General features: G+C 35.6%; 15 protein-coding genes. 1 reads left to right on the top strand and 14 read right to left on the bottom strand.

Annotation, left to right across the window (positions count from 1 at the left end; all coding sequences use genetic code 11):
• Positions 1 to 12 precede the first annotated feature (12 nt).
• Genes PGC35_RS08920 through PGC35_RS08895 form a run of 6 tightly spaced genes read right to left on the bottom strand, consistent with a single transcriptional unit; the run spans position 13 to position 4,841 of the window.
• Complete coding sequence (locus PGC35_RS08920) at positions 13 to 993, bottom strand: biotin--[acetyl-CoA-carboxylase] ligase (RefSeq protein WP_375218929.1); 981 nt, start codon at positions 991 to 993, stop codon at positions 13 to 15.
• Positions 983 to 2,167 (bottom strand): CCA tRNA nucleotidyltransferase, encoded by a 1,185-nt coding sequence (locus PGC35_RS08915; RefSeq protein WP_375218892.1) that lies wholly within the window; start codon positions 2,165 to 2,167, stop codon positions 983 to 985. The genes PGC35_RS08920 and PGC35_RS08915 overlap by 11 nt, the downstream gene beginning before the upstream one ends.
• Position 2,168: 1 nt before the next feature.
• Positions 2,169 to 3,299 carry an N-acetyl-alpha-D-glucosaminyl L-malate synthase BshA gene (gene bshA / locus PGC35_RS08910; protein ID WP_375218891.1) on the bottom strand — a complete coding sequence of 377 codons (1,131 nt, stop codon included), beginning with the start codon at positions 3,297 to 3,299 and terminating at the stop codon, positions 2,169 to 2,171.
• A gap of 12 nt (positions 3,300 to 3,311) precedes the next feature.
• Complete coding sequence (gene mgsA / locus PGC35_RS08905; RefSeq protein ID WP_053589775.1) at positions 3,312 to 3,719, bottom strand: methylglyoxal synthase; 408 nt, start codon at positions 3,717 to 3,719, stop codon at positions 3,312 to 3,314.
• Positions 3,720 to 3,723: 4 nt separating this feature from the next.
• The gene (dapB, locus tag PGC35_RS08900) at positions 3,724 to 4,506 is read right to left on the bottom strand and encodes a 4-hydroxy-tetrahydrodipicolinate reductase (protein WP_275787347.1); all 783 of its coding nucleotides are present in this window, start codon (positions 4,504 to 4,506) and stop codon (positions 3,724 to 3,726) included.
• A gap of 2 nt (positions 4,507 to 4,508) precedes the next feature.
• Positions 4,509 to 4,841: a nucleotide pyrophosphohydrolase gene (locus tag PGC35_RS08895; RefSeq protein WP_056829498.1), complete on the bottom strand. Its 333-nt coding sequence runs from the start codon at positions 4,839 to 4,841 to the stop codon at positions 4,509 to 4,511.
• Between the two features lie 103 nt (positions 4,842 to 4,944).
• Here PGC35_RS08895 and PGC35_RS08890 point away from each other — a divergent pair, with 103 nt between their 5' ends.
• Positions 4,945 to 5,814 (top strand): YitT family protein, encoded by an 870-nt coding sequence (locus tag PGC35_RS08890; protein ID WP_056829496.1) that lies wholly within the window; start codon positions 4,945 to 4,947, stop codon positions 5,812 to 5,814.
• 44 nt (positions 5,815 to 5,858) lie between these two features.
• Here the strand turns inward: PGC35_RS08890 and PGC35_RS08885 are convergent, their stop codons facing one another.
• From PGC35_RS08885 to PGC35_RS08850, 8 genes are all read right to left on the bottom strand, one after another.
• Positions 5,859 to 6,542: a zinc metallopeptidase gene (locus tag PGC35_RS08885; RefSeq protein WP_056829494.1), complete on the bottom strand. Its 684-nt coding sequence runs from the start codon at positions 6,540 to 6,542 to the stop codon at positions 5,859 to 5,861.
• 56 nt (positions 6,543 to 6,598) lie between these two features.
• Positions 6,599 to 7,195 (bottom strand): lipoprotein heptaprenylglyceryl N-acetyltransferase LhaT, encoded by a 597-nt coding sequence (lhaT, locus tag PGC35_RS08880; protein WP_053589780.1) that lies wholly within the window; start codon positions 7,193 to 7,195, stop codon positions 6,599 to 6,601.
• A 154-nt stretch (positions 7,196 to 7,349) separates the two neighbouring features.
• The gene (locus PGC35_RS08875) at positions 7,350 to 8,132 is read right to left on the bottom strand and encodes a menaquinol-cytochrome c reductase cytochrome b/c subunit (RefSeq protein ID WP_375218890.1); all 783 of its coding nucleotides are present in this window, start codon (positions 8,130 to 8,132) and stop codon (positions 7,350 to 7,352) included.
• Positions 8,133 to 8,173: 41 nt separating this feature from the next.
• Positions 8,174 to 8,848, bottom strand: coding sequence for a menaquinol-cytochrome c reductase cytochrome b subunit (gene qcrB / locus PGC35_RS08870; protein ID WP_053589782.1), 675 nt, complete (start codon positions 8,846 to 8,848; stop codon positions 8,174 to 8,176).
• Positions 8,849 to 8,868: 20 nt separating this feature from the next.
• Entirely contained in the window at positions 8,869 to 9,372 is a 504-nt protein-coding gene (locus PGC35_RS08865) for a QcrA and Rieske domain-containing protein (RefSeq protein WP_375218889.1), read from the bottom strand.
• Between the two features lie 158 nt (positions 9,373 to 9,530).
• Positions 9,531 to 9,977 carry a DUF2487 family protein gene (locus PGC35_RS08860; RefSeq protein WP_053589784.1) on the bottom strand — a complete coding sequence of 149 codons (447 nt, stop codon included), beginning with the start codon at positions 9,975 to 9,977 and terminating at the stop codon, positions 9,531 to 9,533.
• 11 nt (positions 9,978 to 9,988) lie between these two features.
• On the bottom strand, positions 9,989 to 10,540 hold the full coding sequence (locus PGC35_RS08855; protein WP_053589785.1) for a ReoY family proteolytic degradation factor: 552 nt from the start codon (positions 10,538 to 10,540) through the stop codon (positions 9,989 to 9,991).
• Positions 10,541 to 10,558: 18 nt separating this feature from the next.
• Positions 10,559 to 11,794, bottom strand: coding sequence for a tetratricopeptide repeat protein (locus PGC35_RS08850; protein WP_375218928.1), 1,236 nt, complete (start codon positions 11,792 to 11,794; stop codon positions 10,559 to 10,561).
• Between the last annotated feature and the right edge of the window lie 211 nt (positions 11,795 to 12,005).

Here is a 12,005-nt window from a genome sequence, read left to right as displayed (position 1 = left end):
TAGTCCAAATTATTATTTGTCAATCAAGTTAATATCTGCAGAATAAATTCCTCTAATTTCCCCACTATCTAAACGAAGCTCTAGTACACCATCAGCAGTTATTCCAATAGCTACCCCTTCGAGTGTTTCTCTTAAGAGGCTGGCTCTAATTCTTTTTCCAATTGTACAGCTATAGCTTTCCCATAAAAGTTTTATAGGTTCAAATCCATTTTCTACATAAATGGACGAGTATTTTTCTAAATAAAATAAGATTTTAGCAACTAACTCAGCTCGATCAATCTCTAATCCTGTTTCCATTTTTAATGAAGTAGCAATGGATTGAATGGACTCATTAAAAGATTCCGTATCTTGGTTTACATTTACCCCAATTCCAATAATGATAGATTGAACACGATCCATATCTGCTTGTAGCTCTGTTAATATTCCAGTTACTTTTTTTCCATTTAACAATAAATCATTCGGCCACTTGATCTCAGGTGCATAACCTGTTAATGATTCTATTGCCTTTGTTATAGCGACAGCAGACACAAGTGTAAATTGCGGTGCTTGATGTGGACTGATCTCTGGTCGAATAATGACACTCATCCATATTCCTTTATTCGCAGTGGAATCCCAAGCTCGTTCTAACCTACCTCTACCAGATGTTTGCTCTTCCGTAATTACTACCGTTCCATGAGAGACACCCTCTCTGGCAGACTCAGCTGCAATGTTTTGGGTGGAATCGCAAACAGGGAAATATAGGATATTATGACCTAATTGCTTTGTTTCTAATAGTGGAGTTATTCTCTCTTTCGATACAATATCCGGGATTGTTTGAAGAATATATCCTTTTTTCTTAACAGCCTCCACGACATACCCCTCTTCTTCTAGCGCTTTCAAGTGCTTCCAAATCATTGTTCGTGAGATAGATAATTCATCTGCAAGCTTTTGGCCTGATATCGGGTTTCCTTTTGCAGCAATCAATTGGGCTAGTATTTTTTCTTTATTCGTCATATTCACGAAAAAACCATTCCTTTATACTTTTTCGATTATTCGCTACTCGTCCATTAACAATAGCTTCCGTCATTTTATCAATAACGTCTTTTAACCAAGGTCCCCTTTTTTGTTGTTTCCATTCCATAATGTCATTTCCGTTTACTACAATTTCTTTCGAAGAAGAGATCGGAATAGCTTTTTTTAATTGTTGAATTGACTCATTTGTATAGGAAACTGAAATTCCAAATAAGAGCGCACCATAGTTAGCTGCCGCTATTAGAACATCTTCTTTAAATTGAAAAATTTCATAGGTAGTCCAATGTCCTTTTTTCAATAATTCTACTGCATCTGATACTTGTTTCACATAGGATTTTTCAGCATTGGAGCACTTATAAAAATTTATTAAAGCATTTATATCATCACTTTTTTGCATAATTGAAAAAAATGCCCAACCATTTGCGGCATTACCAAAGTAATTAAAGCTATTCCATTTTTCCAAATAAGTATCCCAGTCACCTGGAAAATTTATTGCAAGTTTACTTGATACAAATAATTGCATTCCTCTTCCGACATAAGTACTTGTCCAAATCTTTTCGAGTTCAACCTTTACTCTTTCCATAGATACATGCTCAATCAAAGCATGCAACGAATTAATTGCATCCAATGTACATTCTTGTAAGGAAAAGTTCAGCTGAGCAGAGAAACGAACTGCTCTTAGCATTCGAAGTGCATCCTCTGAAAAACGCTTTTTCGGGTCTCCAACTGCACGTATTAATCTATTTTCAATATCCTTTTGACCACCAAAGTAATCTATTAACTCATCTGATTTTGTTAAAGCCATTGCATTCATTGTAAAATCTCTTCTTTTTAGATCTTCTTGAAGCGATCGAACAAATTCAACGTGATCTGGCCTTCTAAAATCGGAATAGGTTGCATCTGAACGAAAAGTAGTCACTTCGATTGTTTCATCTAATACAACTAGTACTGTTCCATGTTCAATCCCTACATCAATTGTGTGTTTAAATAATTGTTTGACTTCAATCGGTGTCGCGTTAGTAGTTATATCTACATCATTTGCATCGACTTCTCTTATGAAATCGCGGACTGCTCCTCCTACTACATATGCTTCAAATCCAGCTTGCTCTAGCTGTTCAATTACTTGATATGCAATCGGCCACCGATTCTTCATCATGTTATTTTCTCGCCACTCTTTCATATAACGATTCATACTGTTCAACAATACTAGCAGAACTAAAACGTTCTTTTACAATTTTTAGAGATGTTTCACTTAGTTCTTTATGTAATAATGGGTCTTGTAATATATTCAATCCATATTCAGCGACCTTATTTATATCTCCTAGTTCAACAAGATATCCATTTTCACCATGTGAGATGACTTCTGGTATACCACCAATTTTTGTACCAATACAAGGGACTTGACATGCCATTGCTTCCAATAATACTAATCCAAAAGATTCTTTTTGAGATAGCAGTAGCATTAAATCTGATATTGAATATAACTCAGATAAATTATCTTGCTTCCCTAAAAATAATATATCATTTTCGATAGATTTCCCTTTAACATATTCCATAATAGGGTGTTTTTCAGGTCCATCTCCAACTAATAATAATTTTGTGGGAATCTCATTTCGAATTAACTCAAAACTTTTGACTACATCTTGCACACGTTTTACTTTCCTAAAGTTAGAAACATGGATAATTACTTTTTCATCTTCTCTAATTCCTAATAATTCCTTTAAATTTCTATCTTCTTTTTTTGTATATTCATTTTCATCGACAAAATTATAAACAGTTTCTATTTCTTTTTTCGGAGAAATTAACTCCAATGTTTGGCTAACTAAGGAATCCGAAACCGCAGTGACAACATCTGATTTCTCAATACCATAACGAATGGCACCTGATAAGGAAGAATCCTCACCAAGCACAGTTATATCGGTACCATGTAATGTTGTAACAATGCCAATGTCTGAATCCGCCATATCGCGGGCTAAAATAGCACAAACTGCATGAGGAATCGCATAATGTACATGCAAAACATCTAGACCTTCATCTTCAATTACTTCAGCCATTTTGTTCGCTAATGCAATATCATATGGGGCATATTGAAATACAGAATAGCTATTAACGTCTACTTGATGAAACGTTATATTTGGATACATTCTGTTTAAACGGAAAGGCATACTGGAAGTGATAAAGTGAATGTCATGACCTTTTTCAGCAAGCAATTTCCCTAATTCAGTAGCAATAACACCTGATCCGCCAACTGTCGGATAACAGGTTATTCCAATTTTCAATTTGCGCATAAAATCACTTCCTTAACGTGTACGTCTCTCTTCAAGCAACCGCCAATCCAAAAATCCTTCTTCAATTCCCTTTAGTAATATCTCTGCGGTACCCATGTTTGTCGCTAAAGGTATTTGATACACATCACATAATCGGATTAAAGCAGATACATCTGGTTCATGAGGTTGCGCAGTAAGGGGATCTCTGAAAAAAATTACCATATCCATTACATTGTTTGCTATCGCTGAACCAATTTGTTGATCCCCTCCTAGGGGACCTGACTTGTATCTGAATACTGACAGACCTACTTCGTCAATTATTCGTGTACCTGTCGTTCCTGTTGCAAATAATTCATGTTCCTCAAAAATAGTTTTATATGCAGTAACAAATTGAATTAAATCATCCTTTTTTTTGTCATGTGCCACTAATGCTATTCTCATCATGTCACTCCTCTAAAATAATATCTTCTAAGCCGTAAATTAGTGTATTTTGTTTCATTATCTCAGTGATGGATAACACAATCCCAGACATAAAAGAAGTCCGGTCAAACGAATCATGTCGAATAGTCAATAACTGACCTTCTCCACTTAAAAGAACTTGTTGATGTGCAAGTAGACCTGGCATTCGTACGCTATGTATATGCATTCCGGAAAAGTTTGCCCCTCTTGCCCCTTCCATAATTTCTTTTTCATCTGGATGACCTTGCTTAAATGTAGTTCTCGTTTCATTAATCATCTGTGCTGTTTTTGTTGCTGTACCTGAAGGAGCATCCACCTTCTTATCATGATGCATTTCAATTATTTCTACATTCGGTAAGTATTTAGCAGCCATTTGGGAGAATTTCATCATTAGGACGGCTCCAATTGAAAAGTTTGGAGCGATAATGCATCCTATTTCCTTCTCCTCTACTTTGTTCCGAATCTCATCTAATTGTAAATCAGTAAAGCCTGTAGTACCAATCACAGGTCTTACTCCACTATCCAAAGCAATCATTGCATGTTCAAAAACAGAGCTTGGTACTGTTAAATCTACAAGTACATCAGGTTCGGTTTGATATATTAACTCTTTTAAAGAAGTGAATATCGGAATATTATCTCCTAAAAAGTCTTCATTTTTTTTATTGTCTAAAACACTAACTAATAAAAAGTCTGTATTTTTAACTATTGTATCTACTGCTTCTTTTCCCATTCTTCCTCTTGGCCCTGCTACTGCTACTTTTATAACCATAACTAGTCCTCCTTTTTAGTCCAACGATCCTTATCCCTTGTATTGTATTTATTTAATACCTTTTGCAAGGATTCTTGTAAGTCAATTCCTTCTGCATTTGCTAAACAAATTAACACAAAAAAGAAATCTCCCATTTCTTCTGCAAGTTCTTTATCAACTTCCGTACTCTTTTTCTTCTTCGTACCATATTTATGTTGTATCTCTCTGGAAAGCTCCCCTAACTCTTCTGTCAGTCTAGCTAACATTTCCATTGGTGGAAAATAACCTTCTTTAAATTGATTTATGTATATATCTACATCTTTTTGTAAGTCAACTAACGTTTTATTTTCAGACATATTTTCACACTCCCTTACTCATCCTAATAAAAATATACACTGGTTGTCAAAAGCAAACAAATGAATGATAATAATAAGTATACTATTATAGTGAGGTGGATTCATGGGGATTGGTTTAAAACTTAAAAATATTATAGCTATAATAATTGGATCCGCTATTTATAGTTTTGGTTTTGTACATTTTAATATGCAAAACGAACTTGGAGAAGGTGGATTTTCTGGTATTACTTTAGTTTTATATTTCGTATTTAACTGGGATCCAGCATTGATGAACCTACTACTAAATATTCCAATGTTTATCATTGGTTGGAAATTGCTCGGCAGAAAAATGTTTGCTTATACTGTAATAGGAACATTCTCTGTTTCAGTTTTCTTAAAGATATTTCATGTATACGAATTCCAATTAGGATTAGAGGATGATTTGTTTCTTGTTTCCCTGTTTGCCGGAGTTTTCGTTGGAATTGGTTTAGGTATTATTTTTAGATTCGGTGGAACAACGGGCGGAGTAGACATAATTGCTCGTCTAGTCTATAAATACAAAGGCTGGAGCATGGGAAAAACAATGTTTTTATTTGATGCTTTTGTTATATTACTTTCCTGGTTAACTTTTTTAGACGAAAGATCGATGATGTATACCTTAGTCGCTGTTTTTGTTGGGGCTAGAGTTATTGATTTCGTACAAGAAGGTGCTTATTCTGCAAGAGGTGCTTTTATCATTTCTGATCAGCAAAATGAAATAGCTGATCGCATTTCAGAAATAATGGACCGTGGAGTAACTATTTTTCGCGGACATGGTCATTTTACTAAGAATGAGCGGGAAATTCTCTACTGTGTGGTCGCTAAAAATGAAATTACTGCATTAAAGTCTATAATCACTTCCGTTGACCCACATGCTTTTGTATCTCTTATGGATGTGCATGACGTTATGGGTGAAGGCTTCACCCTCGATGACGAGAAAAAACCAATTGAATAAGAAAGGATTGTCCCATAACGACGAGGGACAATCCTTTTTAAATTCTATTCGTCTCTGTTTGCCATACCTGTGTATATTAAGATTAAACGTACTAACTCAAGAACTGCTACTGCTGCAGCAGCTACATATGTTAATGCAGCGGCGTTAAGTACCTTTTTCGCGTGAGGTTCTTCTTCATTGCGAATAATTCCTAACGATACCATTTGGTTCATCGCACGATTGGAAGCGTTAAACTCCACTGGGAGGGTTACTATTTGGAATACTACGCCTACTGCAAGCAATACAATACCAAGTAACATTAAACTAGGGAAAGTTGCAAGCATACCTATCATGATGAAAATCCAAGAAGCATTTGAAGAAATGTTAGCGATTGGAACTAGTTTATGTCTAATAGTTAGAAAAGAATATGCTTCTTTATGTTGAATAGCATGTCCAACCTCATGGGCTGCAACTGCTGAACCAGCAACCGAAGACTCATGATAATTTTGCGAAGACAATGCAACAATTTTAGTCATCGGATTGTAATGGTCAGTTAAAAACCCACTACTTTCTACTACTTTAACATCTTGTAATCCATTTGCATCTAAAATTGTTCTAGCTACTTGGGCACCGCTCATTCCAGATGTCGAACGTACTTTTGAATATTTTTTAAACGTACTTTTTACTTTCATTTGTGCATAAATTGGCAATAACAAAATTATTGCAAAATATACAATGTAAGAAACCAACTAATTTTTCCCCCTCTCAATCTATACTACTATTTTAAATGGAATGCTCTCTTCAATCAACTAATTCGCTTTGACCTTTTTTGATAATTTACAATTGCAATTGTAATGCATGCAATTGATAACCAAAATGTAAAATATCCAATTTGATTGGAATAGCTACTTATACTTCTATATATAGGCATTTGGTCAAACACATAATCAATAACGTCATTATGGAGCGTCCATATAGAAGCAATTAAAATATGTACCCATCTAAACTTATAGAATGGCATATATAAGATTGCTTGAAGTGCCATTGCAAAGTGTGAGGCTACTAGCATCCAACCCATCCATCCGATTGATCCTGTTTCTACATAAGTCCAAAGATTCATTACAACTGCCCAAAGTCCGTATTTTACTAAAGTGATTAAGGCAAGAACCTCGATTAACTTCCAATTTTTCTTTAGTAACCAACCTAATAATGCTATCGTGAAAAATAAACTTGCTGTCGGGCTATCTGGGACAAATAAATAAAATTTTGGTTCCGTAATAGAAAGCTGAGATTCATACCAGTAGTAACCGTAAATTGTACCTAATAAGTTTACAAGGAATAATAACCACATAAATGATTTATTGTAGAGTATTACTTTCAAAACCGTCACTTGATCTTTCATGTAAACGCTCCTCTTATATGTAGGTAAAAAAAAGAGCCAGTTTCCTGACTCTTTAAGACTGTTGACAAACGCTCGCAATCTTCGTTGTTTGCACTTCGTGCGTCACGCTCGATTGACAAACGTTTTCATGACAGTCCTATAATAATTTAAAATATTATTCTGCTGGTTGAAGAGTTGTAATAAACTCTGCAAGTTTTTGAAGTTCTTCTTCAGAACCTTGGAAGGTACCACCTGGCATTCCGCCTTGACCTTCATGAGCAATTTGAACAATTTCTTCAGCAGTATATTCTAAACCGATTAACGGTTTTCCTAAACCACCTTCGAAGGCGTTACCATGACATCCAATACAGGACGAACCTTGGTAAATTTGATAACCTTCAGAAGTTTCATCAAATTCCACTGCAGCAACCTCTTCTTTAATTTCCCCTTGAGCTTTAGCAGCTTCCCAATCGTGGTTTGCAACTGATTCCCAAGTTAAGAAAATGATTGAAGCAATAGCAAGAAGCATAAATCCAGTTGGAAGTGGTCGTTTCCAAGGACTTCTTTCTTTACTTGTATCTAAGAATGGTACTAATAATAGCGCACCGAAAGCTAGTCCTGGCATAACGATTGATCCAATAACATTAAATGGACCAGAAGCGAACTCATATTTTAATAATTGATATAAAAACAAGAAATACCAGTCTGGTAATGGAATATACGCTGTATCTGTTGGATCCGCTTGACGCTCAAGTGGTGATGGATGCGCAACGGTTAAAACTAAATAACCAACTAAGAAAACTGCACCGACTAACCATTCCTTTAATAAAAAGTCTGGCCAGAAAGCTTCTGTTTTACCAGGATACTCAGAATAATCTTTCGGAGTTTTCTTTGGTCGGCTTGCGGGATCTGTTATTCGAGAGTCACCGACAAATTTCATACCTTTTCCGCGATGCATAATGTCCCCTCCTTTTAAGAATTATCTACTCCACTTACCCATTATAGTGGACCAGAAATACCTTGACGACGAATCATGATAAAGTGAGCTGCAAGTAATGCAAATAATGCAGCTGGTAAGAAGAACACATGAATCGCAAAGAATCTTGTTAAAGTTTGTGCACCGATGATATGTTCATCACCAGCTAATAATGTTTTTATTGCTCCACCAATAAATGGAACAGATGCTGCAATTTCAATACCTACTTTTGTTGCGAACAATGCTTTCATGTCCCAAGGTAGTAGGTAACCCGTAAATCCTAAACCTAACATAACAGCGAAGATTAATACTCCGACCATCCAGTTTAGTTCACGAGGTTTTTTATAAGAACCAGTAAAGAATACACGTAACGTATGTAAGAACATCATAACAATTACTAGTGATGCTCCCCAATGGTGCATCCCACGCACGATTTCACCGAATGCTACTTCATTTTGAAGATAGTAAACAGATTCCCATGCATTTTCAATATCTGGTACATAATACATAGTTAAAAACATACCTGATAATATTTGAATTACCGTAATAAAGAATGTCAATCCTCCAAAACAATATACAAATGCTGAGAAATGGTGTGCAGGGTTTACGTGTTCTGGTACTTCGTGGTCTGCAATATCACGCCATATAGGTGTAATATCTAGACGTTCATCCACCCAATCATAGATTTTGTTCAGCACTGATGTCGTACCCCCTTACTTTAAACTAATGTGTTAGGCATAGCTTTTCCAATTTCTAAGAAACCGTCATTTTCACGTACTTCATATTGATCCAACGGACCTAGAGGTGGTGTTTTTGGAACATTCTTCCCGTTTTTCTCATAGCGACCTGCGTGACATGGACAGAAGAATTGATTTTTGTGATCTGGGTCACCTTCCCAGTTCACTGTACAACCTAGATGTTTACATACCGGTGAAAGAGCAATGATTTGATCTCCTTCTTTATAAACCCATGCAGTATTTGTTACATCAGACTTGTACCATGCATCGACTTGTTCAAATGTGAAGTCAACGCGTTCAGGAACTTCCGTAATATCAGCAACTTTTTTCTCCGTAAGTACAAAATCTCCGCCTTCTGTTTTTTGCAATACAGGATCAACTGCAAAACGTACCATAGGCATTAGCATACCTGCAGCCATGAATCCGCCAACACCTGTTAATGTATAACTTAGAAATTGACGTCTTGATACTTTATTGTTACTCATCCTTTTCCCCCCTCTAACTTAAAGGTCAGTCCAATGGACATACTTGCTTGAATTAATAATACTAGGACATATCAATGATATATCAATAAAAAAGGAAGGTCAATATTCCTTTGAAACGAATTATATACTTTGTGAACAATTAATGAAAGATATTGTCACTAATTCGCCCATTTTTTTGCGAATGTCGGAATAAGTTGACGAAGCTGATCTTCCAACACGGAATTTCTCAATTTTTGATCCATAGAATCGAGAGGTACAGAAGGTGTCCAAAAAATATTTTTCTCTTCTCCCAGTGAACTCCATTCTTTATCAGAAGTAATGAAAAATACATGTTTGAACTCGGCTTTATTCAACTCTTCTTTCCACTGATTATATAATGTGAGCTTGTCCTGATTTTTTGTGTAAGAGAAGGAAGGAAATAAAACAATCCTTCCTTTGAATTGATTTTCGATTATATTTGCTAAGGATAATGTAAAATCGGCAGCTGATGCTGCAAATTGGAATCCTTGCTCAGAGCCATCAATTAATGTTAATGGGACTACTGCTGTATCTATATATTCTTTTTGTGCTTGAAATACTGCGCTATCTTTACCGTTCCAATGCATCTCTATCTCTCCTAAATATCTTTATCTACTAGTGCTTTCCACATTGCTGATAGTTCTAAAAATTTAGCTTTGTTATTTTGGTCGATTGCTTCATCGATTTGTTTTTGTAAATGTTCTACTTGAAAGGAATACAAACTCTCAGATAAGATATCTTCTACAATTAGTTTATCCTTTTCGCTAATATGCAAATACTTCGGCATATAAGGATTTTCTTCTAGTACCGCTAAGTATTCAGGACTTGGTGGAACCGTTTGAAAATTTAACTGGATATACATTTCTTCTTCTGGGTGAAGCCTCAAATCATGAAATGATTTTTCTGCATCAGCTGTCATAACGCTTCCCTTATAAAATCGGAATGGTATTCCTGATGATGTCGTGACAGACATCACCATTGCTCTTGGGCAATAATGCGCTTCTTCTACAAAATGCACATTATTCAAAAGTGTCTCATGACTGATTAAGTAGTTCAAGATCCAGACGCATTCTCTTCTTTTCATCTGATATTTTTTCAAAAACCAACGGACAAATTCTTTCTTTTCGCCAACTGAAACAGAAGCAGTCACGTAACCTCTCCTTCCTTTTTATTCAACCATTTCAAACCAAGTACTATTTTCAGGTTCTAATTTCTGTAGTAAAGCCACTACTTCTAGTGCTTCTTCTCTTTTTCCGTCTTCCAAAAGGAAGTATACGTATTTCTCTAAAAATTGTGCATCGTCCTTATGGTCAGTATATGCTAACTTATAAAATTCGTATGCTTTTTCGTAAATTTCTAATCGGTCGAATGCTGAAGCTAAAAATGGATACATGGAAGACCATTCAAAGTTCTCTTTTTTAAGATCCTCATATAAACCAACTAATTCCTCGTCACGTTCTTCTGTTGCAAACAGTGAGGTAAGCGTAAATATTGCATCCATATATTCTGGATCAAGTGCAATGGCTTCACGTAAAAATGACTCTGCTTCTTTCACTTTACCCAATTTAAGAGAAATTTTACCGGCAAATAAATAATATTCTTTTTCAAATTCATCTCTAGCAATGCCCTCAGTAATTACTTTTAACGCTTCTTCATTCTTTTCCAGCATGGCATTCGATTCTGCCAGTAACATATAACCAGAAAAATAATCAGGATCTATTTCAAGTAAATTTTCTAAATACTTAATCGCCGTTTCATAATGTCGTACTTGAAAGGAAGCATATGCTGCATGAAATAAAACGTCTGGAGCAACCTCAGCTTTTAAGGCGTCTGCGTAATAAGGAATTGCCTCTTCATATGCGGCTCCTGCACTATATATTTCCGCAAGCTTCAAAGGCAAGTCGACTCCTTGCAATGTACTCTTCTGTGGTAATAATTCTTCCATTATCCTAGCTGCTTCTAAATATCTTCCAGTTTCAAATAATAGTTCACCTTTAGCGTAGAGCAATAATGGTTCATTTGGTATTAATCCAATTGCCTCATTTATTTTTTGTTCTGCAACTTCATATAATCCTATCATTTGATAGTAGTCGGCTAAAGTAAGCAATGCTTGAGGATATGCTTCACTTGATTTATCAATACTTGTTAACAAGTTTAATGCTTCATCTTCTCGATCCATCTCTAAACATAGCTGTGCCTGGTCTATTTTTAATTGGGTTTCCTCTGGAAATAAATATTGAAGATGCTCTAAAATTTTTATTGCTTCTTCTGTGTAACCATATTGGGATAGTAAATCAGCAAGTTCGTAGTGTTCATCTGGATTTCCTTCGATTAAAAAACGATCCACTATTTTTCCTAGCTTCTCCGTATCCCCTTCCTCCATCGCTTGGATAAAAGGCATCATTTTCTCCATATTATCACCATACTTTCTTTATAACTTTATCGTACAAGAACATTTGCATATGAACAAGAAAAAAACTCTCCATAAATCGGAGAGTTCAAGAAAGTAGACAAAATTCTAATAAACGAGTTATTTAATGTCTTTTTAGGAAAAATAGTTTTGGACCCGTTAATTTCCGTTCCAGGCGGACGCGTTCCGCCGGCATGGCTTCAGC

Source organism: Psychrobacillus sp. PGGUH221, assembly GCF_042055255.1.
Classification (GTDB): Bacteria; Bacillota; Bacilli; order Bacillales_A; family Planococcaceae; genus Psychrobacillus.
Note: the sequence above shows the minus strand (reverse complement) of the source record. Positions and strands in the feature narration are given on the sequence as shown.

Coding starts and splice junctions, on each gene's coding strand:
- PGC35_RS08920 (WP_375218929.1), bottom strand. CDS start 993: ATGACGAATAAAGAAAAAATACTAGCCCAATTGATTGCTGCAAAAGGA.
- PGC35_RS08915 (WP_375218892.1), bottom strand. CDS start 2,167: ATGATGAAGAATCGGTGGCCGATTGCATATCAAGTAATTGAACAGCTA.
- bshA (WP_375218891.1), bottom strand. CDS start 3,299: ATGCGCAAATTGAAAATTGGAATAACCTGTTATCCGACAGTTGGCGGA.
- mgsA (WP_053589775.1), bottom strand. CDS start 3,719: ATGAGAATAGCATTAGTGGCACATGACAAAAAAAAGGATGATTTAATT.
- dapB (WP_275787347.1), bottom strand. CDS start 4,506: ATGGTTATAAAAGTAGCAGTAGCAGGGCCAAGAGGAAGAATGGGAAAA.
- PGC35_RS08895 (WP_056829498.1), bottom strand. CDS start 4,841: ATGTCTGAAAATAAAACGTTAGTTGACTTACAAAAAGATGTAGATATA.
- PGC35_RS08890 (WP_056829496.1), top strand. CDS start 4,945: ATGGGGATTGGTTTAAAACTTAAAAATATTATAGCTATAATAATTGGA.
- lhaT (WP_053589780.1), bottom strand. CDS start 7,195: ATGAAAGATCAAGTGACGGTTTTGAAAGTAATACTCTACAATAAATCA.
- PGC35_RS08875 (WP_375218890.1), bottom strand. CDS start 8,132: ATGCATCGCGGAAAAGGTATGAAATTTGTCGGTGACTCTCGAATAACA.
- PGC35_RS08865 (WP_375218889.1), bottom strand. CDS start 9,372: ATGAGTAACAATAAAGTATCAAGACGTCAATTTCTAAGTTATACATTA.
- PGC35_RS08860 (WP_053589784.1), bottom strand. CDS start 9,977: ATGCATTGGAACGGTAAAGATAGCGCAGTATTTCAAGCACAAAAAGAA.
- PGC35_RS08850 (WP_375218928.1), bottom strand. CDS start 11,794: ATGATGCCTTTTATCCAAGCGATGGAGGAAGGGGATACGGAGAAGCTA.